Genomic DNA, 21,012 nt, shown 5'->3' on the forward strand with positions numbered 1-21,012 from the left:
TTCTCGGGAGGTAGAAAGTAGAGAAAGACGAGACGGGGGCCCCGGCGTTCCCCCCCCTGCTGGTGTCTCGTTGGCTGGTTGTGCCCCCCCTCCCCCCCCCCCCCCCCCCACCGGTCCTCGGCTACCTCAGAACCGCCGTACGCAGACCCTTCTGCCCCCGAACCGGCGGCGCCGGGGCCTCCCGCCCGGTTCCGGCCTCCCACTCGACCAGCCGGATCAGGGCCGCCTCGCGGCGTCTGGGCGACTCGCGCTCCGCGCAGGCGGCGGCGAACCCCTCGACGAGGGCGGCGACCGGGACGGCGGGGTGGGCCGCCAGCTCCTCGGCCGCGATCCGCAGCGCCAGCGGCAGTCCGCCGCAGAGCCGCACCAGCCGGATCGCGGCCGTCTCCTGCCCTTGGAGCCTGCCACCGCAGAGGCTGGTGAGCAGGGTCGCCGCGTCATGGTCGGCGAGCGGGCCCATCGTGAGGACATGCGCGCCGTCGCGGGCGGCAAGTCCGCTGAACCGCTGTCTGCTGGTGGCCAGGACACAGGACGAGCCGCGCGGTATGAGCGGCCTCAACTGGTCGGCGCCGAGCGCCTCGTCGAGCACCACGAGCATGCGGCGGCCGTGCAGCAGGCTGCGGTAGAGCGTGGTGCGCCCGGCCACGTCGGCGGGTATCCGGGAGCGCTCGACGCCGAGGCTGGCCAGGAGCTGCTCCAGGGCGTCGGACGCGGTGAGCGGCCTCCCCTGGCGGCCCGTGCCGCACAGGTCCACATAGAGCTGACCGTCCGGGAAGCGGTCCAGCAGCCGGTGGGCCAGCTCCAGGACGAACGCCGTCTTGCCCACGCCCGGCGGTCCGTCGACGACGGCGATGGGGGTGCTGGCGCCGTATCCGCCGCGCTCGTCGTCCAACAACTCTGCCAGCTGGGCGAGTTCCTTCGTCCGCCCGACGAAACCCCTTGCCAGCGGGGGTAGTTGAACGGGTCGGGAGAGGTCGGGGGCGGCGCTCTCGGGACGTGCGGGGCGGGTCGGCACGGCCGGTCCGCCGCCTCTGCCGAGCCTCGGGTGACCGGCCAGGATCTGCTGGTGGAGGCTGCGCAGTTCGGCGCCGGGCTCGATGCCCAGCTCCCGGTTGAGCAGCCGCCGCGTCTCGGTGTAGACGGTCAGTGCGTGTGCCTGGCGGCCGCTGCGATAGAGGGTGAGCATCAGCAGCCAGCGCAGCTTCTCGCGCAGCGGCTCCTCCTCCACGGCGGCGGAGAGTTCGGTGACCGCCTCCGCGTGGCGCCCGGCCTCCAGCATGTCGGCGGCCCACTCCTCGACGGCGGTCAGCCGCAGGTCGCGCAGCCGGGTGCGCTCCACGGCGGCGAACGGGCCCGGCACCCCCGAGTACGCCTCGCCGTGCCAGAGCGCGAGGGCCTCCTCGTACCGCCGCACGGCCTCGTCCGGGCTTCCCCCGGCCCGGGCCCTGCGGGCCCGCGCGTGGCGGCGGGCGAAGAGCGCGGCGTCGACCTGCTCGGGGTCCATCCGCAGGCAGTAGCCGCCGGACACCGAGGTGAGGATCGACCCGGCGGCCCGTCTCCCGCGCCCCGGTTCCAGGGCGCGCCGCAGCCCGGCCACATAGGTGTGGACGCCGTTCGTCGCGGTCTGGGGGATGTCACCGTCCCAGAGCGCGTCGATGATGTTGTCCACACCGACCACCTCGCCCACCCGGCTGGCGAGCAGGGCGAGCACCGCGCGCTGTTTGGGAGGGCCCAGAGGCACCTCCTGGCCGTCCCGCCAGACACGTACCGGCCCCAAGAGCTGTATGCGCAGCGGTTCCCCCGACGTGGCCAACACCCGGTCGCCTCCTGTGATCGTGTTGCGTGCGCACGGCACCGCCTCGGTACGGTGGCCGGCAGTCGGTGCCCGGGGTGCGGCTCGCGCCAGGTCCCGGTGGGGCGCCTCGGGAGGCGCCGCGACGGAGCCCCGGACCCATGGGGCGGATCCGGGTGGTCGCCCCCCGGCATCCGGGCCCGCACGACTCAGGGCCGGCGGGCCGGACGCGTCCGCGAGATCACGGTCCGCATGGGCACCTCCCCGGCGGCCCCCCGACGGGTCGAATGGCATCGGAGGGAATGCAGACACCCGACAGGATTTCGGGCGGCGCCCTTCCTATTCCGATCCGCACCCGCCTTGAAGATCAACACGGCCTCGCCGCCGATGACCACTTCAGGCGCCTCTCTTCCGGCCATTCCTGTATCCCTGAGACGTACGCGTAAGATAACAGTAGCGGGGCGGCAGTGGGTTGTCACTGACGCCTTTTCGGCGCCGCCATAGGGGGTCAACTCGCCCCGAGGGGCGGCTCTGTGGCGGTTCGCGAGGTGATCCCGACGCGTTCGCGCACTTCATCGGCGGTGGCCGCGTATTCGCCGGTCGTCCAGTTTATGTGCAGCACGCTTCTGCCAGGATTTCCCTTCCAGCTATTCGCCCGAACGGCATATGCCCCCGCCTTCCCTGCCCGGGACACGGATTCGCTTCCATGGCCGGAACATTCGGCCCGATCCGGCCGGTTCGCAGGTTGCCTCGCGAAGAAAGATGGATGTATGGAGCCCCGTGGACAACGCTCCGGCCGGATCGGCCGCCCACCCCGCCTCTCCCAGGAGGCGATCCTCGTCGCCGCACAGCGCATTCTGGACACGGAGGGCCCGGAGCGGCTCTCCATGCGTCGGCTGGCTCGGGAGATGTCCAGTACGGCCATGGCCCTCTACCACCATGTGCAGGACAAGGACGAGCTTCTTCTGCTGCTGCTCGACGCGCACGCCCGGCGCTACCCGCGCCCCGCGCTGCCGAACGACCCGCGCACCCGGCTCCTCGCCTCCGCCCAGGTGCTGCACGATCTGCTCGCGGACTGCCCGTGGATCGCGGAGGTGCTCTCCTTCGACGACTTCGTCAGCGAGTCCGCGCTGTGGATCGTGGAGAACATCGTGGATGCGGCGGTCGAGTGCGGGATGACCCTGGAGGACGCCGTGTACGCGTACCGCGTGATCTGGCACTACACCGCCGGTGTCCTCGCCGTCCGGGTCGGCCGGGAGCGCGTCCAGGCACGGTCGGAGCACCCGGAGCACCGTGAACACGCCCTGGAATTCCTGGACTCGGTGGACTTCCCCCGACTGAACGCGGTCGGCAGACGGTGGGCCGGGCTCACCGCCCGGGACGACCACCGCAAGGGCCTGGAGGCGGTGGTGGCCGGGCTGCTGGAGCAGAAGGCGGGGAGCGGGGCCGGGGAGAGGGCAGCGGTGGCGGGGGCCGGGACAAAGGCCGCACAAGGCTGCCCGTGCTGCTGAACTACGCTTGCGGGCCGATGGGCGGCTGCCCGACTACCCCTGATTCACCGGTGGGTTGAAGCGGGAGAAGTCCGGATCGCTCCATCGGAGCCGTACCGCGTCCCGCGTCTCCTGGACGGCCTCGACACGGAACTCCACCAGGCGCTGCGCCCCCGGTACGGCGGCCGCCTCGGCGCCGTCCCAGAGGGTGTGGGCGGTGCCGGAGAGCTGGAGGAGGTCGCCGGTCTCCCAGTCCGGTACCAACAGCCCGGCCCCCGAATGTAGTTCGAGGTTGCCCAGAGTGAGGAACATGGCGTTGCCCGCGTAGTCGGGCCAGCGCAGCAGGGTGGGCGAGAGCACCTGGAGGAAACCGGGGTTGCCGCCCCGGTGCGAGGCGTCCGCGTCACCCTCCGGGGCGGCGGTGGCGATGAAGAAGCTGTCGGCGGTGGTGAGGGTGAGCTGCTGGACGGTGGTGAGCGCCTCACCCCTGCGGACCGCCGTGCGGCGCCCGCCCCGGCCCCTCGGGAGCAGGGCGCACTCCCGCTTCTGGAGGTACTTGGGGCAGTTGCCGATCACCTGGTCCAGCGCGACCCGTACGCCGTCACCCTCGGGGCGCGCGACCCCGTTGAGGCGGATACGGCGGCGGGTCGCCGGTTCGACGGCGATCATGCCGACCCGGGTACCGCCTTCCCGGAGCGCCGCGCCGAGCGGGTCGTCCGTGGCGGGGAGGGCGGCGACGGTCAGGGTGCGGGGGTCCGGAACTGCGAGGAATCCGGGTGCGCCGGTGAGCAGAGTGCACCAGAGCCGCCCGGAGGCGTCGGTGGCGCCGACGACGATCATCGGCTGGCGGGCGAGGAAGAGCGCGGCGGCGTCGGGCACCGCGTCCCGGATGGCCCGGAGCGAACCGGCCGCCGGGTCGCGCAGTCCGGCCCGGTGCTGCACGGCGAGTTCACCGCGGTGGTAGTCGGCCATGGTCGCTCCCGCCCTTCGCCCTGCGGCCCGGTGGGACGACTGTACTCCCGCGACTCCGCTACGGCAGGGGGAAGGCCCCCGCCCCGGAGAGGAATCCGGTGCGAGGGCCTGCGCCAGGGTGACAGTCCGTCAGGAGACCGTCAGCGGGCGGATCGCGGTGGGGGCGTGGGACGGGTCGGTGGCGATGTCCTCGAACTCGTTGACCGAGGCGATGTCGGTGCCGCTCATCGCGATGTTGGTGACCCGCTCCAGGATCGCCTCGACGACGACCGGGACCCGGAACTCGGCGGCCAGCTTCTTGGCCTCCTCGAAGGCGGGCAGCAGCTGGTCCGGCTCGGTGACCCGGATGGCCTTGCAGCCCAGGCCCTCGACGACCTTGACGTGGTCGACGCCGTAGGCGCCCAGCTCGGGGGAGTTGAGGTTCTCGAACTCCAGGTTGACCTGGAAGTCGATGTCGAAGTTGCGCTGCGCCTGGCGGATGAGGCCCAGGTAGGAGTTGTTCACCAGGACGTGGACGTAGGGGATGCGGTGCTGGGCGCCGACGGCCAGTTCCTCCAGCATGAACTGGAAGTCGTAGTCGCCGGAGAGGGCCACGACCGTGCCCTCCGGGTCGGCGGTGGCGACGCCGAGCGCGGCCGGGATGGTCCAGCCGAGGGGGCCCGCCTGGCCGCAGTTGATCCAGTGGCGCGGCTTGTAGACATGCAGCATCTGGGCGCCGGCGATCTGGGAGAGCCCGATGGTGGTGACGTAACGGGTCTCGGGGCCGAACGCCCGGTTCATCTCCTCGTAGACGCGCTGCGGCTTGAGCGGCACGTTGTCGAAGTGGGTGCGGCGCTGGAGGGTCGCCTTGCGCTCCTGGGTGGAGGCGGCCCAGGCCGAGCGGTCCTTGAGCCTGCCCGCCGCCTTCAGCTCGCGCGCCACCTCGACGAAGAGCTCCAGCGCGGCCTTGGCGTCGGAGGCGATGCCGAGGTCGGGTGCGAAGATCCTGCCGAGCTGGGTGGGCTCGATGTCGACGTGGACGAAGGTGCGGCCCCGGGTGTAGACGTCCAGCTTGCCCGTGTGGCGGTTGGCCCAGCGGTTGCCGATGCCGAGGACGAAGTCGGACTCCAGGAAGGTGGCGTTGCCGTAGCGGTGGGAGGTCTGGAGACCGACCATGCCGGCGTTCAGCTCGTGGTCGTCGGGGAGGATGCCCCAGCCCATCAGGGTGGGGACGACGGGGACGCCGGTCAGCTCGGCGAACTCCACCAGCAGGTCGGAGGCGTCGGCGTTGATGATGCCGCCGCCCGCGACGAGCAGGGGGCGCTCGGAGGCGTTCAGCAGTTCCACGGCCCGCTCGATCTGCTTGCGGGAGGCGGCGGGCTTCTGCACGGGCAAGGGCTCGTACAGCTCGGGGTCGAACTCGATCTCGGTGAGCTGGACGTCGATCGGCAGGTCGATGAGGACCGGGCCGGGGCGGCCGGTGCGCATCAGATGGAAGGCCTGCTGGAAGACGCCGGGGACCTGGGCCGCCTCCAGGACGGTGGTCGCCGCCTTGGTGACCGGCCCTGCGATAGAGGCGATGTCGACGGCCTGGAAGTCCTCCTTGTGCAGGACGGCCGTGGGGGCCTGGCCGGTGATGCAGAGGATCGGGATGGAGTCGGCGATGGCGGAGTAGAGACCGGTGATCATGTCGGTGCCCGCCGGTCCCGACGTGCCGATGCAGACGCCGATGTTGCCCGCCTCGGCCCGGGTGTAGCCCTCCGCCATGTGGGAGGCGCCCTCGACATGGCGGGCCAGGGTGTGGTGGACCCCGCCGGCCGCCTTGAGAGCCGCGTAGAAGGGGTTGATCGCCGCTCCCGGCACGCCGAAGGCGTTGCTGACGCCCTCGCGCTTGAGGATCTCAACTGCCGCACGGGCAGCGGTCATACGAGGCATTGAGTGCTCCTGCTCGGGATCGGTGGAGTCGGGCTCTGTCGCGCCACCTGAGAGCACCAATTCCGCATTATGGAACTTCAGTTCTGCTATACGGAAGCAATCTAAAACGCGGGGCGATCGCCGTCAAGTACGCCGATTCCCTCCCCGGAACCTCGCTCCTGGTGGACGATGGGGTCACGAGGGAGGTACGGAGCGCAGCCGTCGCGCGGGGCATGCCGGTGGAGGACGCCGTTGTGCACCCCGCGCCGGACGAGGACACGCCTGCGCGGAGCCGTGCCGGAGGGAGAGAACCGTGACGTCCGTGCCGGTCCGGTGTCCGGTGTGCAGCCGGGACCACTCCTATGCCGCACCGGCCTACCCGTGCCCGTGCGGAGCGCCCACAGCCCCGCCGCTGCTGCCCGGCGCTCCGGCGGTCCAGGTCGTCCGGCGCACCTGGGACGAGGACTGGGTCACCGTCCGCTGCGCCGCCTGCGACCGGCGCGACCAGTGGCCGCAGCCGGAGCTGTGCTGCCCGTGCGGGGCCCTGCTGCGGATACCGGTGCGCCCGGCGGACGAGCCCGCTCCCCCGCCGGGTCCCGTCGCCCCGGAGCACATCCCGCTGCCGCGCACCGCCGCCCGCCCGCGCCCCTCGTTCCGGCCGCGGACGATCCGTACCGGCCATGACGCGGTGAGCGCGGCCGCCCTCTATCTGACCTGGCTCGGCTACCGGGAGGTGGCCCGGCCCCGCACGCGGCCCGCGGGCGGGATCGACCTGCGGGCCACCGGGCTCGTCGCCCAGGTCGACGCGACGACCCGGCCGGTGGAGCTGCGCGCGGTGGAGTGCCTCTGGCTGAACGCCCTGGGCGCGTCGGCGACCGGGGTGTTCTTCTCCCTCGCGGGGTACGTGGCCCAGGCGCGGGCCCGGGCGGACGGTGTCGGCCTCCCGCTCTTCGTCATGGACCTCGACGGGGCTCCCCGGCCGGTGAACAGCCCGGCGGACGAGCTGGTCAGCACGGGGGCGTGAGGGCCGGGCCACCTCCCGGGGGACGTTTTCGGGCCACCCCGTACCGGCGCCCCGCCCGGCGCGGCACACTGAGTACATGCGTATCCGCTCCGCCAGACGCTCCGATCTCCGCCTGCTCCAGGACATCGAGCGCGCCGCAGGGGAACCCTTCCGCACCCTCGGCATGACCTCCGTGGCCGACGACGATCCGCCCCCGCTCGACCTGCTGGAGAACTACCGGCGGGCCGGGCGGTGCTGGGTGGCCACCGATCCCCTCTCCACCACCGGCGACCGGCCGCTCGCCTATGTGATCGCCGACCCCGTCGACGGGGCCCTGCACATCGAGCAGATCTCGGTGGACCCGGCCGCCGCCCGCCGGGGCATCGGCCGCGCGCTCATCGACCACCTCGCCGGGCTCGCCCCCGGGCAGGGCCTCACCGCCCTGACCCTGACCACCTTCAGCGACGTCCCGTGGAACGCCCCGTACTACGCGCGCATCGGATTCCGTGTGCTGGCCGAGGCCGAACTCACGGACGGACTGCGCGCGATCCGGGGCGAGGAGGCCCAGCACGGTCTGGACCGCTGGCCACGGGTCTGCATGCGGCGCGACCTGCTGCCCACCGGCCCGCCGGTGTCGCCTTCGGTGCCGTCCGCGGCCTCCTCGTCCCCCTCTCCGTCGACGCGTCCGTCCGCCTCGACGGAAGCAGCGACGGTCGCTGTCAGTGGCGCCCCGTAAACTCAGGGCATGGACTTAACTCCCCGTCATGCCCTGGAGCCCGCCGTCGTCTCCGCCGCCCGGGCGAACGAGGCCATCCGTGCGCTCGTCGACTCGCGTGCGGGCCAGGACTGGTCCGCCGTGGAGTCCGCGACGTACGAGGTGCTGCTCGTCGAGTGGGCCGCGGCGACCCGGCCGGCCGGGGCCGACATCATCGAAGCCGCCTGACCGGCTGCCGGGACCGTGCTCGGTCCCGGCAGCCGGTATACAGCGGCCCGGGTCCCGGCGACCCGCGCACGGCACCGCCCCCGGCAAAGGACGGGCGGCGGCCCTCAGTCGGCGTACGCCTCCCGCAGCTCGACCTTCCGGACCTTCCCGCTGACCGTCATCGGGAAGGAGTCCAGCACCCGCAGCCTGCGCGGGATCTTGTAGTGGGCCAGCCGCTCCCGGCAGTACGCGGTGATCTCCTCCAGCACCGGCGGGTCGGCCGGGTCCCGGGGGATGACGCAGGCCAGGATCTCCTCCCCGTACCGCTCGTCCGGCACCCCGACCACCTGGACGTCCGCGATCTTCGGGTGACCATGCAGGAACTCCTCGATCTCCCTCGGGTACACGTTCTCGCCGCCCCGGATGATCATGTCCTTGATCCGGCCCACGACCTGGACACAGCCGTCCTCGCGCATCACCGCGAGGTCCCCGGTGTGCATCCAGCGACCCGCGTCGATCACCTCGGCGGTGCGGTCGGGCTGGTCCCAGTAACCGAGCATCACGCTGTAGCCCCGGGTGCAGAGTTCGCCCGGTGTGCCGCGCTCCACGGTGGTGCCGGTCGCCGGGTCGACGATCTTGACCTCGATGTGCGGCAGCACCCGGCCCACCGTGCCGGTGCGGCGCTCCAGGTCGTCGTCTCGACGGGTCTGGGTGGAGACGGGCGAGGTCTCCGTCATGCCGTAGCAGATGGACACCTCCTCCATGTGCATCTCTGCGACCACCCGCTTCATCACCTCGACCGGACAGGGGGATCCGGCCATGATCCCGGTCCGGAGCGAGGAGAGGTCGTAACGCGCGAAGTCGGGCAGGTCCAGCTCCGCGATGAACATCGTGGGAACGCCGTAGAGCGAGGTGCACCGCTCCTCCTGGACGGCGGCGAGCACGGCGGCGGGCTCGAAGGAGGGGCCCGGGATCACCATGCAGGCGCCGTGCGAGGTGGCGGCGAGATTGCCCATCACCATGCCGAAGCAGTGGTAGAAGGGGACCGGCAGACAGATCCGGTCCGCCTCCGTGTAGGCGATCGTCTCCCCGACGTAATAGCCGTTGTTGAGGATGTTGTGGTGGGAGAGGGTGGCCCCCTTGGGGAAGCCGGTGGTGCCCGAGGTGTACTGGATGTTGATGGGGTCGTCACAGGACAACGTGGCCTCGCGCGCCGCCAGTTCGGACGGGGTCACGGCCGATGCGGCGGCCGTCAGCTCGGACCAGGACGGGTCACCGATGTAGTGCACGGCCCGCAGGGCGGGACAGTTGGCGCGCACCTCCCCGACGAGGGCCCGGTAGTCGCTGGTGCGGTGGGCGAGGGAGGCGACCAGTAGGGAGATGCCGGCCTGCTTGAGGACGAACTCCAACTCGTGTGCCCGGTAGGCCGGGTTGATGGTCACCATGACGGCACCGATGCGGGCGGTGGCGTACTGGAGGAACACCCACTCGGGACAGTTGACGGCCCAGATGCCGACCCGGTCGCCCTTCGCCACCCCCGATGCCATCAGCGCGCGGGCCAGCTCGTCGACGTCGGCGCCGAACTCCGTGTACGTCCAGCGGCGCCCGGAGACCACGTCGACCAGGGCATCGCGCTCGCCGTGGGCGGCGATCGTCCGGTCCAGGTTGCGGCCGATGGTGTCACCGAGCAGGGCGGTGGTGCCGGTGCCGTGCGCGTACGACAGGCTGCTCTCGTGGGCCGACTCGCTCACTTCAGGTCCCCCTCGTCGAACTCGCTTCCCGATCCCGCGCCTCGGGCGGTGCGTTCGCGCAACTCGATGCGCCGGATCTTGCCGGAGACGGTCTTGGGCAGCTCCGCGAACTCCAGCTTGCGGAGGCGTTTGTACGGCGCGAGGACCGCCCGGGAGTGGGCGAAGAGGACCCTGGCGGTCTCCGGCCCCGGCTCCCACCCCGCCGCCAGCACGACGTACGCCTTCGGGACGGAGAGCCGCAGCGGGTCGGGGGCGGGCACGACGGCGGCCTCGGCCACCGCCTCGTGCTCCAGGAGGGCGCTCTCCAGCTCGAAGGGCGAGATCTTGTAGTCCGAGGACTTGAAGACGTCGTCGCTGCGGCCCACGTAGGTGATGTAGCCGTCCTCGTCGCGCGCCCCGATGTCGCCCGTACGGTAGTAGCCGCCCGCCATCGCCTCGGCCGTACGCTCCGGGGCGCCGTGGTAGCCGGCCATCAGGCCCACCGGGCGGTCGGAGAGGTCGAGTGCGATCTCGCCCTCGGCCACGCCCGGCCGACCGGTGACCGGGTCGAGCAGCTCCACGGTGAATCCCGGGCTCGGGCGGCCCATCGAGCCGGTCTTCAGCGGCTGACCGGGGCTGTTGGCGACCTGGACGGCCGTCTCCGTCTGGCCGAAGCCGTCCCGGATGGTGACGCCCCACTCCCGCCGGACCGTCTCGATGACCTCCGGGTTCAGCGGCTCCCCCGCCGCCACGACCTCGCGCGGCGGGACCGTCAGCCGCGACAGGTCGGCCTGGATGAGCATCCGCCAGACGGTGGGCGGGGCGCAGAAGCTGGTGACGCCCGAGCGGTCCATCTCGGCCATCAGCCGGGAGGCGTCGAAGCGGGTGTAGTTGACGATGAAGACGGTGGCCTCGGCGGTCCACGGGGCGAAGAGGTTGGACCAGGCGTGCTTGGCCCAGCCGGGCGAGGAGATGTTGAGGTGGACGTCGCCGGGGCGGAGCCCGATCCAGTACATCGTCGCCAAGTGGCCGACGGGGTAGGAGACATGGGTGTGCTCGACCAGTTTGGGGCGGGCCGTGGTACCGGAGGTGAAGTAGAGCATCAGCGGCTCGTCGGCCTCCGTCTGCCGGTCCGGCGTGAAGTCGGCCGGCGCGTCGGCCGCTTCGGCGTACGGCCGCCACCCCGCCACCTCCTCGCCCACCGCGATCCGGGTGTACGCCCCCGGCACGTCGTCGAACTTCCCGGTGTCGGCGTCCCGGACCAGCACATGGCTCACCCGCCCCCGCTCCACCCGGTCGCGCAGATCGGCGGGGCCGAGCAGCGGGGTGGCGGGGATGACGACGGCGCGCAGCTTCATCGCGGCGAGGGCGGTCTCCCACAGCTCGACCTGGTTGCCGAGCATCACGAGGATGCGGTCGCCCTCCCGTACGCCCTGTTTCCGCAGCCAGTTGGCGGCCCGGCTGGAGCGTTCGGACATGGCGGCGAAGGAGACCTCGGTGCGTCGGCCGTCCTCCTCCACGATGTGCAGGGCGGTGCGGTCGTTGCCTTCGGCGATGACGTCGAACCAGTCCAGCGCCCAGTTGAAGTGGGCGGGCCGGGGCCAGCGAAAGCCCGCGTAGGCCCGTTCGTAATCCTCGCGGTGGTCCAGCAGGAAGTCCCGGGCGGCCCGGAACGTCTCCGTCGCGCTCGTTGCCGGCATGTGCACTCCTTGTTACGGACCGGACCGGTCGCCTGACATCATGCAAACAGTGACCCAGGTCTCACCACCCCCGGACGGGGGTGGTGCCGCCCTCCGCCAGGGGGTCGGTTGGCACAGGTGGGAGGCGTCGGAGTGCCGGAACCGGTCGATGCGCTCGAGATGCGTACGGCGCTGGCGGGGCTGCGCCGCACCAGCGGGCTGCCGGTGGTCTTCGGCGGGCTGCTCGCGGACGCCCGTCACGCGCGGATCGGGGAGCTGAACGGGGCGCAGACCAGCGCGTTGCGGGGGCTGGTCGTCTCGGCCGGGAGCGGCCTGGGCGGCAAGGCCATCGCCCTCGCCCGGCCCTGCGCGGTGACGGACTACCCCCTCTCGCGCCACATCAGCCACGAGTACGACACCGCGGTCGCGGCGGAGGGGCTGCGCTCGGTGGTCGCGGTGCCCGTCGTCGTACGCCGGTCGGTGCGGGGCGTGCTGTACGGGGCGCTGCGTACGCCGGTGACCCTCGGGGACCGGACCTTCGACGCGGCGGTGGCGGCGGCCCGTGACGTGGAGCAGGCGCTCGCGGTCCACGACGAGGTGCGGGAGCTGCTGGCCATGGCCCGGGACCAGGTGGCGGCGCCCGGTCCCGGCGGGGCTCCGGGCGCCTGGGAGGACGTACGCGAGGCCCATCGGGAACTGCGCGCGCTGGCCCCGCGCGTGGCCGACCCGGCGCTCCGCGACGAACTGCTGGCCGTCTGCGGGCGCCTCGCCTCGGCCGCCGGGGCGAGGGCCCCGGCAGCGGCCCCCCAGGTGCGGCTCGCCCCGCGCGAGGTGGACGTGGTGGCGTGTGTGGCGGCGGGCTCGACGAACGCGGCGGCCGCCCGCCAACTGGGGCTGCGCCCCGAAACGGTGAAGGGCTACCTGCGCTCGGCGATGCGCAAGCTGGGGGCGCATACCCGGCTGGAGGCGGTGGTGGCGGCGCGACGGACGGGACTGCTGCCCTGACCAGCGCCGCACCCTCTCGGGGCGGCCGGTTCATGCGGGGGTTACGCCCTCCGGCCCACGCCCCGCGCGCCCCCTCCCCCGCCCGCTCCATGATGAACCGGTGATCAGTGTCCTCTTCGCCGTCCTGACCGCCCTGTGCAACGGATCCGGCACGGTGCTCCAGCGCCGGGCGGCGATGAAGGTGCCGCAGAGCGAGGCGATGCGCATCTCCCTCATCGGCCGTCTGCTGCGCCAGCGGGTGTGGCTGGCCGGGATCGGGCTGGTGATCGTGGCGGCCGTCTGCCAGGCGGTGGCGCTGGCGACCGGGCCCATCTCGGTGGTGCAGCCGATCTTCGTCATCGAGCTGCCGGCGACCCTGCTGGTGGCCGGCTGGGCGATGGGGGCCCGGGCTCCGCGGACGGTCTGGTACGGCGTCGCCGCGGTGACCGGCGGGCTGGCGATCGGACTCGCGGCGGCCGCGCCGGTCGACGGCACCGACTCCGTGCGGGGCGCGGACTGGATCGGGACGCTGCTGCTGACCGGCGCGTTCGAGGCGGCGGTGGTCGTCGCCGCGCTGCGGGCTCGCGGCGACACCCGGGCGGCCCTGCTGGGGCTCGCCTCCGCCTGCGGTTACTCGCTGACGGCCGCGCTGATGAAGGACGCGATGGCGCGCCTCGGCCCGGACGGCGGGGCGCTCGCGCTGCTGTCCTCCTGGCAGCTGTACGCCTCGGCGGTGGCCGGGGTGGGCGCGCTGTATCTGCTCCAGAACGCCCTGCACGCGGGGAGGCTGGTGGCGGTGCAGCCGGTGCTGACGCTCGGGGACGCGCTGATCAGCATCCTGTACGGGGTGACGCTCTTCGCGGAGGAGCTGCGCACCGGCTGGTGGCTGCTGCCCGAGCTGGCCGGGGTGGGGCTGGTCGCGGTGGGGTGCGTGGTGCTGGCCCGCTCCTCGCTCGCCACCGACACGCTCGGGCCGCAGCCGCCGCCTCCGTCCCGGGCGAGCTGAACCCCCGGACCGGCCGAGCGCGGATCGGGTCCGCTCGACCGGGGTTCAGACCCGGTCGACCGGGGTGACCCGCTCGTCCTCCCGTACGGGCCCCGGCGGGGTGCCGTCGCCGAAGGGGCGGCCGCCCAGCTGTTCGCGGTGGTGCGGGGTGGTCCAGCCGGAGAGGTCGGGGCCGAGGGGGACGATGCCGGTCGGGTTGATGCCCGTATGCACCTGGTAGTAGTGGCGCTTGATGTGGTCGAAGTCGACCGTGTCCCCGAACCCGGGGGTCTGGTAGAGGTCGCGGATGTACGCCCACAGGACGGGGTCCTCGGCCAGCTTCGTACGGTTGCACTTGAAGTGGCCGTGGTAGACCGCGTCGAAGCGGACCAGGGTGGTGAAGAGGCGGATGTCGGCCTCGGTGATGGTGTCCCCGACCAGGTAGCGGCGGTCCGCGAGGCGGGCGGAGACCCGGTCCAGACGGGCGAAGAGTGCCGCGTAGGCGTCCGCGTAGTCCTGCTGGGTGCTGGCGAAACCGGCTTGGTAGACACCGTTGTTGATGTCCCGGTAGATGCCTTCCATGACCGCGTCGATCTCCGCGCGCAGCGGCTCGGGGTAGAGGTCGGGGGCGCCGGGGCGGTGCAGGGCGGTCCACTCGGTGGCGAGGTCGAGGGTGATCTGCTGGTAGTCGTTGGTGACGAGTTTCCCGCTCGGTACGTCGACGATCGCCGGCACGCTGACCCCGCCGGGGTAGTCGCGCTCCCGGGCGTCGTACGCCTCGCTGAGGTGGCGGATGCCGAGCACCGGGTCCCTGCCGTCCGGGTCCAGGGTGAAGCGCCAGCTCCGGTCGTCCTGGACGGGGTCGGTCACGGCGAGGGAGAGCGCGCCCTCCAGGCCGAGGAGGCGGCGGGAGACCAGGGCGCGGCCGGCCCAGGGGCAGGCGCGGCTGACGACGAGCCGGTAGCGGCCCGCCTCGACCGGCCAGCCGTCGCGGCCGTCGGCGGTGATGCGGTCGGCGAAGTGGCTGCGGGACCTCTTGAAGGGCTTGTGGCCGTAGGAGGTGTTGCCGTCGCTCCCGGCGCTCTCCGCCGTGGTCCCCGTGCCGGTGCCGGTTTCGCTGTCGGTGCCGGTGTCGCTCATGCCGTGCTCCTCGATGGGTCGGTGGATTCCCTGCGTTCACGTCGTCTGCCCCGTCGGTCTGCTCCGACATCGGCCAGCGCCACGATCAGTGCGGCCAGCACGAAGGCCACGGAGACCATCAGCCCGTGGTCGTACGCGTCCGCCCAGCCCTCCGGGCCTACCTGGGAGAAGAACACCGCTCCCACGGCCGCGATCCCGACCGCCGAGCCGACCCGCTGGCCGGTCTGGAGGGTGCCGCCTGCACTCCCGGCCCGGTGTACGGGGACCTCGGCGAGGGTCAGCGTCTGGTTCGGGGCGATCACCAGACCGCTGCCGAGCCCGGCGAGGAGCAGGGGAGCGGCCATCGCCCAGCCCACGCCGCGGCCCGGCACCCAGTGGACGGCGAGGGCGGTGCCCGCGAGGCCGAGGGCGACCATCAGGAGTCCGGCCACCACCAGGGGGCGGCCGAACCGTCCGACGAGTCGGCCGCCGACGGACGCGGCGGCCCCGGAGCCCAGGGCGAAGGGGGTGATGGCCAGTCCGGCCTGGAGGGCGGAGTAGTCCAGGCCGGACTGGAGGTAGAGGGTGGTGACGAAGAAGATCGAGGTGAATCCGGCGAAGTAGAGCAGGATCAGCAGGCACCCCAGCCAGTAGGAGCGCAGCCGGAAGAGGGAGAGGTCCAGGACCGGCTGTGTTCGGCCGCCCGCGCAGCGGGCCTCCCAGGCGACGAAGGCGGTGAGCAGGGCGGCGGCGAGCAGGACCAGGAGCCACTTGCCGTTGCCGGGCCACTGCTGGGCCTGGACGAAGGGGAGCAGCAGGGCCAGTACCCCGGCGCCCAGGAGCAGCACGCCGAACGGGTCAAGGTCACGCGGCCGGACCCGGCCGGCGGAGGGGGTGTCGGGGAGGAGGCGGTGGGCGAGCAGGAGGCAGAGGGCACCGAGGGGGAGGTTGACGTAGAAGACCCAGCGCCAGCCGTGGTCGGGGCCCGCCGCCTGGATGAGCAGCCCGCCCAGCAGCGGGCCGACGGCGGTGGAGATGCCCACGACCGTGCCGAACATCCCGAAGGCCCGGCCGCGCTCGCGTCCGGAGAACAGCTGCTGGATGAGGGCGGAGATCTGCGGGGAGATCAGTCCGCCCGCGATGCCCTGGACCAGTCGGGCGATCACCAGCCACGTGCTGGACTGGGCGGCTCCGCAGGCGGCGGAGGCCAGGGTGAAGAGGGCGAGCCCGGCCATGAAGACGGCCCGGCGTCCGCGCGCGTCGCCGAGGCGGCCCGCGGGGATCAGGAAGAGGCCGAAGGCGAGGGCGTAGCCGGAGACCACCCATTGGAGGTCGGACTCGGGGGTGTTCAGGCCCTCGCGGATGGAGGGGAGGGCCACATTGACGATGGAGACGTCGAGCAGGGTCATGAAGCCCGCCACCAGGCAGACCGCCAGCGCCTTCCAGCGCCGGGGGTCGGGGCCGTCGGTGGGGGCGTCGCGTCCGGCCGGGCCGGGTCGCGCCGCGCTCTGTGCCATGGTTCGCACCTTAGGTCGGGCCGGGGGGTTCCTCATCCTGGACGTCCGGGGCGGGCTCGTCCGGCACGTGGGCGGTGTGGCTGGGCCCGGCTCGGCGTGTCCGGGGCGGCCGGGGGTACCAGTTCCCGCATGACTGTGGAGAAAACGAGCGTTCTCGTCCTGGACTGTGCCGAACACGTCGAGCTGGCCGAGTTCTACGCCGATCTGCTCGACGCGGAGACCCGGATCGGCTCCGACCCCGACTTCGTGGAGGTCGTCGGCAACGACGGCATCAGGCTGGCGATCCGCCGGGACCACGGCTACGCGCCGCCGAGCTGGCCCCGCCCGGAGGACTCCCAACAGGCCCATCTGCGCATCCTGGTGCGCCGTGAGGACATCGACGAGGCCGAGCGCGAGGCGATATCGCTCGGGGCCACGCCCGTCGACACGGGTGACAGCAACAACGGTCCGCGCGATGTCCGGGTGTACGGGGACCCGGCGGGCCACTCGTTCTCGCTGGCGGTGTATCCGCTGCCGACGGAGTGAACGGCTGAGGCAGCAGGCGGGGAGTCAGGGGCCTTTCGGGGCCCCTCACTTCTGTCCGCACGTTCCCGCGGGCTAATAGACAGGAAACTTTCCCAACACTCTTGACGTCAATTGAAAGGAAGCTTTACTTTCAGTTCTGCCGACATGGCGTCTCCCACCCCCATCCGAAGGGAGCACCACCATGCACCAGCACCCCACGCCACCCACCGAGCCCACGGCCACCCCCACGGTCGGCCGGCGCCGCTTCATCCGCAAGGCCCTGCTCGCCGCGTCCGCGCTCGGCGTGGTCACCGCACTCCTGACCCCCGCCCGGGCCGGAGCCGCCCCCGCCCCCTCCGAGCCCGCCACGGCCAGGGCCGCCACCCCGCTCGCCGCCAACGGCCAGCTCCGCGTCTGCGGTCTCCAGCTCTGCAACGCCTCCGGCCAGGCGATCGCCCTGAACGGCATGAGCACCCACGGCACCCAGTGGTACGCCCAGTGCGTCACCGACGGGTCCCTCAACGCCCTCGCCCACGACTGGCGCGCCGACGTGCTGCGCGTCTCCACCTACGTACAGGAGGGCGGGTACGAGACCGACCCCGCCGGGTTCACCGCGCGGGCGCAGAAGTTCGTCGACCAGGCGCACGCGCGCGGGATGTACGCGGTCATCGACTGGCACATGCTCTCGCCGGGCGACCCGAACGCCAACCTCGACCGGGCCAAGACGTTCTTCACCGCGATGGCCAAGAAGTACAAGGACCACCCGGGCGTGCTCTACGAGATCGCCAACGAGCCCTCGGGGGTGAGCTGGTCGGCCATCAGGTCCTACGCCGAGCAGATCATCCCGGTGATCCGGGCGCAGGACCGGGACGCGGTGGTCCTGGTGGGGACGCGCGCCTGGTCCTCGTTCGGGGTCTCGGAGGGCTCGAACGAGTCCGAGGTGGTCAACAACCCGGTCCGCGCCTCGAACATCATGTACACCTTCCACTTCTACGCGGCCTCGCACCGCGAGGCGTATCTCGCGACTCTGGACCGGGCGTCCGACCGGCTCCCCGTGTTCGTCACCGAGTTCGGGACGCAGAACTACGCGGGCGAGGGCGCCAACGACTTCGCGATGTCGCAGCGCTACCTCGACCTGATGAAGCGCAAGAAGATCTCCTGGACCAACTGGAACTACTCCGACGACCACCGCTCCGGTGCCGTCTTCAAGACCGGCACCTGCAGCGGTACCCAGTGGACCGGGACCGGGGTCCTCAAGGAGGCCGGGGTCTGGATCCGCGAGCGCATCCGCCAGTGACCCGGCCCTCCCCCTTCGTCTCGGCGGCACGGTGGGCCATGGCCCGCTCGGAGACCTCCGACGGGAGCCACCCGGCCCGCTCGCGGGAGCAGGGCTCGGCGCCGGCCGGGCCATCGGCGCCCAGGGGCAGGTGGATCGCACTGCCCGCCGTGTGCGGAGGCCCCGGCACAGGGCCCCTGAGCCGGCCGACGCGGCGTCCACCACCGCCGGGACGAAGAGCAGGGCGGTGCCGGTCCGGGGGGGACGCCTCCCCCGAACAGCCGCTCGGCGCGGGACGTGGGCGGCGGCCGCGGCCGGGGAAGAGCCGGAGGGACTCCGGCCGCGGTCACTCAGGGGCTGGGTGCGCTTGGACGCGGTGACACGCATCGGAGCACCCGCGCTCCTGTTCGCCATGGCCTCGCGCCGTCCGGTGTGCGGATCGCCGCACGGCGCGCGCGTAGCCACAACGGCGTAACCCGGTCGATCCGTTGGCCGGATGACGGACGCTCGTCTCCCGGGGCGCATGAACTGGATATTTCCGCATGTGGGCGGGCGTATGGCGGGGGCGCGAAGGGCCCGGGCGCAAGCGCGCGTCGGCACAGCAGCCTGTTCTCCATGCGGATGATGCCGGGAATTAACCGATGATGCCTTGTCACGCCCCGTTCTACGCGCATAGTTTTTGGCTCTTACCACCAAGCTGAGGGGCACCTCCCGTGCAGATATCCAGATCCGGTTCCGTCCTGCTGACCGGCGCCGTCGCCGTCGCGCTCGCGGTCACCGCCCTGCCCGCCGCCCAGGCGGCCCCGTCCGCCACCGCGGTGATCTCCGAGGTGTACGGCGGCGGGGGCAACTCCGGCGCGACGCTGACCCGGGACTTCGTGGAGCTGGCCAACGCCGGCTCCGCCCCGTTCGAGGTCGGCGGCTTCAGCGTCCAGTACCTCCCGGGTGCCCCGTCGGCCGGTTCCTCGTGGCAGGTCTCCGCCCTCACGGGGTCGATCGCCCCCGGCGGCCGCTACCTCGTCGCCCAGGCGGCGGGCACCGGCGGCACCGTCGCCCTGCCCACGCCGGACGCCACCGGCACCATCGCGATGGCGGCCGGGAGCGGCACGGTGGCGCTGGTCTCCGGCACCACGCCGCTCACCTGCAAGACGGCGGCGGACTGTGCGGCCGAGCCCCGGATCGTGGACCTGGTCGGTTACGGTTCCGCGGTCGTCCGGGAGGGCAGCGGCCCGGCCCCCACCCCCTCGGCCACCGCTTCCGTCCACCGGGCCGCCTCACTGGCGGACACCGACGACAACGCCGCCGACTTCTCCACCGGTGCGCCGACTCCCGTCAACACGGCGGGAGAGACGTCCGGCGGCGGCCAGGGGCCCGAGGAGCCCGGCCCGACCGAGCCCGGCCCGGTGCGCATCCACGACATCCAGGGCACCACCCGCGTCTCCCCGCTCAACGGCACGGCGGTCACCGGCGTGCCGGGCGTCGTCACCGGCGTCCGGGCCACGGGTTCGCGCGGCTTCTGGATCCAGGAGACCGCGCCCGACGACGACCCGCGCACCAGCGAGGGCCTGTTCGTCTACACCGGCTCCGCCGCGCCCACCGTGAAGATCGGGGACTCGGTCCTGGTGAGCGGGAAGGTGGCCGAGTACTACGCGGGCGCCGCCACCCAGTCGATCACCCAGATCGCCTCGCCCCGCGTGACGGTCCTCTCCTCCGGCAACGCGCTGCCCGCCCCGGTCGTCCTCGACGCCCGCTCGGTGCCCGGCCGTTACGTACCCTCGGCGGGCGGCGGATCCGTCGACCCGCTGCCGCTGGAGCCGGACCGGTACGCCCTGGACCTGTACGAGTCGCTGGAGGGCGTCCGGGTCCAGATCGCCGACACCCGGGTGACCGGGGCGACGACGGCGTACGACGAGATCTGGGTGACGGTCAAGCCGAAGGAGAACCCGACCCGGCGCGGCGGCACACTCTACGCCTCGTACGAGGACCAGAACACCGGCCGCCTCAAGGTGATGTCGCTGGACCCGGCGCGGCCGATCCCCACGGCGAACGTGGGCGACGTGCTGAAGGGCCGCACCACCGGCGTCCTCGACTACGCCTCCTACGGCGGCTACAACCTCCAGGCCACCGAGCTGGGCACGCACGTCGACAAGAAGCTGCAGCGCGAGGTGACGCGCAAGCAGAAGAAGGACGAGCTGGCCATCGCCACGTACAACGTGGAGAACCTGGACGCGCTGGACGGGCAGGCCAAGTTCGACACGCTGGCGGAGGGCGTCGCGAAGAACCTCGCCTCCCCCGACATCGTCTCGCTGGAAGAGATCCAGGACGACAACGGGCCGGTCAACGACGGCACGGTCGGCTCCGAGGCGACGCTGAAGCGGTTCACGGACGCGATCGCCGCCCAGGGCGGCCCGCGCTACGCCTGGCGCTACATCGCCCCGGAGAACAACAAGGACGGCGGCGAGCCCGGCGGCAACATCCGCAACGTCTTCCTCTTCAACCCCCAGCGGGTCTCCTTCGTCGACCGGCCGGGCGGCGACGCCACCACCCCGGTGGAGGCGGTGAAGACCTGGAAGGGCGTGAAGCTCTCCGCGTCGCCCGGCCGGATCAACCCGGCGAGCCCGGCGTGGCAGGCCAGCCGCAAGCCGCTGGTGGGTGAGTTCACCTTCCGTGGCAAGCCGGTCTTCGTCATCGGCAACCACTTCGGCTCCAAGGGCGGTGACCAGCCGCTCCACGGCCGCTTCCAGGAGCCGAACCGCTCCTCGGAGGCCAAGCGGATCCAGCAGGCCACCGAGGTGAACGCCTTCGTCACCTCGCTGCTGAAGGCGGACAAGTCCGCGCGGGTGGTGGCGCTCGGGGACTTCAACGACTTCGAGTTCTCCCCGACGTTCACGGCCCTGACCAAGGGCAAGGTGCTCACGCCGCTGATCACGACGCTGCCCGCCGCGGAACGCTACAGCTATGTCTACGACGGCAACTCGCAGACCCTGGACCACATTCTGACGAGCCCGTCGATCCGGCGCTTCGACTACGACGTGGTGCACATCAACGCGGAGTTCGCCGACCAGGCGAGCGACCACGACCCGCAGGTGGTGCGGGTGAAGACCGGCGGCTTCTGGTTCTGAGGCCGATGCCCGGTGGGCCGGATG

Annotated in this window: 16 protein-coding genes; 9 read left to right on the plus strand and 7 right to left on the minus strand. The window is 72.3% G+C overall.

Features of this window, described 5'->3' with window-relative positions:
- Positions 1-121 precede the first annotated feature (121 nt).
- A complete protein-coding gene (locus AC0682_RS11205; RefSeq protein WP_478532349.1) occupies positions 122-1,741 on the minus strand; it encodes an AfsR/SARP family transcriptional regulator in 1,620 nt (539 codons plus the stop codon).
- A gap of 821 nt (positions 1,742-2,562) precedes the next feature.
- On the opposite strand from AC0682_RS11205, the gene AC0682_RS11210 reads away from it, so the two are divergent.
- A complete protein-coding gene (locus tag AC0682_RS11210; RefSeq protein WP_478532351.1) occupies positions 2,563-3,303 on the plus strand; it encodes a TetR/AcrR family transcriptional regulator in 741 nt (246 codons plus the stop codon).
- A gap of 33 nt (positions 3,304-3,336) precedes the next feature.
- Here the strand turns inward: AC0682_RS11210 and AC0682_RS11215 are convergent, their stop codons facing one another.
- Positions 3,337-4,254 carry a pyridoxamine 5'-phosphate oxidase family protein gene (locus tag AC0682_RS11215; protein WP_478532352.1) on the minus strand — a complete coding sequence of 306 codons (918 nt, stop codon included), beginning with the start codon at positions 4,252-4,254 and terminating at the stop codon, positions 3,337-3,339.
- Positions 4,255-4,383: 129 nt separating this feature from the next.
- On the minus strand, positions 4,384-6,168 hold the full coding sequence (gcl, locus tag AC0682_RS11220; protein WP_478532353.1) for a glyoxylate carboligase: 1,785 nt from the start codon (positions 6,166-6,168) through the stop codon (positions 4,384-4,386).
- Positions 6,169-6,460: 292 nt separating this feature from the next.
- Here gcl and AC0682_RS11225 point away from each other — a divergent pair, with 292 nt between their 5' ends.
- The 3 genes from AC0682_RS11225 (at position 6,461) to AC0682_RS11235 (ending at position 8,093) form a co-directional block, all read left to right on the plus strand.
- Entirely contained in the window at positions 6,461-7,171 is a 711-nt protein-coding gene (locus tag AC0682_RS11225) for a hypothetical protein (RefSeq protein WP_478532354.1), read from the plus strand.
- 76 nt (positions 7,172-7,247) lie between these two features.
- Positions 7,248-7,886 carry a GNAT family N-acetyltransferase gene (locus AC0682_RS11230; protein WP_478532355.1) on the plus strand — a complete coding sequence of 213 codons (639 nt, stop codon included), beginning with the start codon at positions 7,248-7,250 and terminating at the stop codon, positions 7,884-7,886.
- Positions 7,887-7,895: 9 nt separating this feature from the next.
- Positions 7,896-8,093 carry a hypothetical protein gene (locus AC0682_RS11235; protein ID WP_478532356.1) on the plus strand — a complete coding sequence of 66 codons (198 nt, stop codon included), beginning with the start codon at positions 7,896-7,898 and terminating at the stop codon, positions 8,091-8,093.
- 104 nt (positions 8,094-8,197) lie between these two features.
- Here the strand turns inward: AC0682_RS11235 and AC0682_RS11240 are convergent, their stop codons facing one another.
- Both AC0682_RS11240 and AC0682_RS11245 read right to left on the minus strand, forming a co-directional pair.
- Entirely contained in the window at positions 8,198-9,823 is a 1,626-nt protein-coding gene (locus AC0682_RS11240) for an AMP-binding protein (RefSeq protein WP_478532357.1), read from the minus strand.
- On the minus strand, positions 9,820-11,502 hold the full coding sequence (locus tag AC0682_RS11245) for an AMP-binding protein (protein WP_478532358.1): 1,683 nt from the start codon (positions 11,500-11,502) through the stop codon (positions 9,820-9,822). Before AC0682_RS11245 ends, AC0682_RS11240 begins: the two co-directional genes overlap by 4 nt.
- Before the next feature lie 132 nt (positions 11,503-11,634).
- Here AC0682_RS11245 and AC0682_RS11250 point away from each other — a divergent pair, with 132 nt between their 5' ends.
- Entirely contained in the window at positions 11,635-12,486 is an 852-nt protein-coding gene (locus AC0682_RS11250; protein ID WP_478532360.1) for a helix-turn-helix transcriptional regulator, read from the plus strand.
- A 100-nt stretch (positions 12,487-12,586) separates the two neighbouring features.
- On the plus strand, positions 12,587-13,471 hold the full coding sequence (locus AC0682_RS11255; protein ID WP_478532362.1) for a DMT family transporter: 885 nt from the start codon (positions 12,587-12,589) through the stop codon (positions 13,469-13,471).
- A gap of 45 nt (positions 13,472-13,516) precedes the next feature.
- Here the strand turns inward: AC0682_RS11255 and AC0682_RS11260 are convergent, their stop codons facing one another.
- Positions 13,517-14,590, minus strand: a complete 1,074-nt coding sequence (locus AC0682_RS11260) for a glutathione S-transferase family protein (protein WP_478532364.1) — start codon at positions 14,588-14,590, stop codon at positions 13,517-13,519.
- Positions 14,587-16,086 (minus strand): MFS transporter, encoded by a 1,500-nt coding sequence (locus AC0682_RS11265; protein WP_478532366.1) that lies wholly within the window; start codon positions 16,084-16,086, stop codon positions 14,587-14,589. The genes AC0682_RS11260 and AC0682_RS11265 overlap by 4 nt, the downstream gene beginning before the upstream one ends.
- 129 nt (positions 16,087-16,215) lie before the next feature.
- On the opposite strand from AC0682_RS11265, the gene AC0682_RS11270 reads away from it, so the two are divergent.
- The 3 genes from AC0682_RS11270 to AC0682_RS11280 all read left to right on the plus strand — a co-directional run bounded on the left by AC0682_RS11270 (position 16,216) and on the right by AC0682_RS11280 (position 20,988).
- A complete protein-coding gene (locus AC0682_RS11270) occupies positions 16,216-16,611 on the plus strand; it encodes a VOC family protein (protein ID WP_478532368.1) in 396 nt (131 codons plus the stop codon).
- A gap of 181 nt (positions 16,612-16,792) precedes the next feature.
- Positions 16,793-17,887 (plus strand): glycoside hydrolase family 5 protein, encoded by a 1,095-nt coding sequence (locus AC0682_RS11275; protein WP_478532369.1) that lies wholly within the window; start codon positions 16,793-16,795, stop codon positions 17,885-17,887.
- Between the two features lie 692 nt (positions 17,888-18,579).
- Positions 18,580-20,988, plus strand: coding sequence for an endonuclease/exonuclease/phosphatase family protein (locus tag AC0682_RS11280; protein ID WP_478532371.1), 2,409 nt, complete (start codon positions 18,580-18,582; stop codon positions 20,986-20,988).
- The last annotated feature ends 24 nt before the right edge of the window (positions 20,989-21,012 follow it).

It is taken from the genome of Streptomyces sp. NPDC043746 (assembly GCF_056436485.1).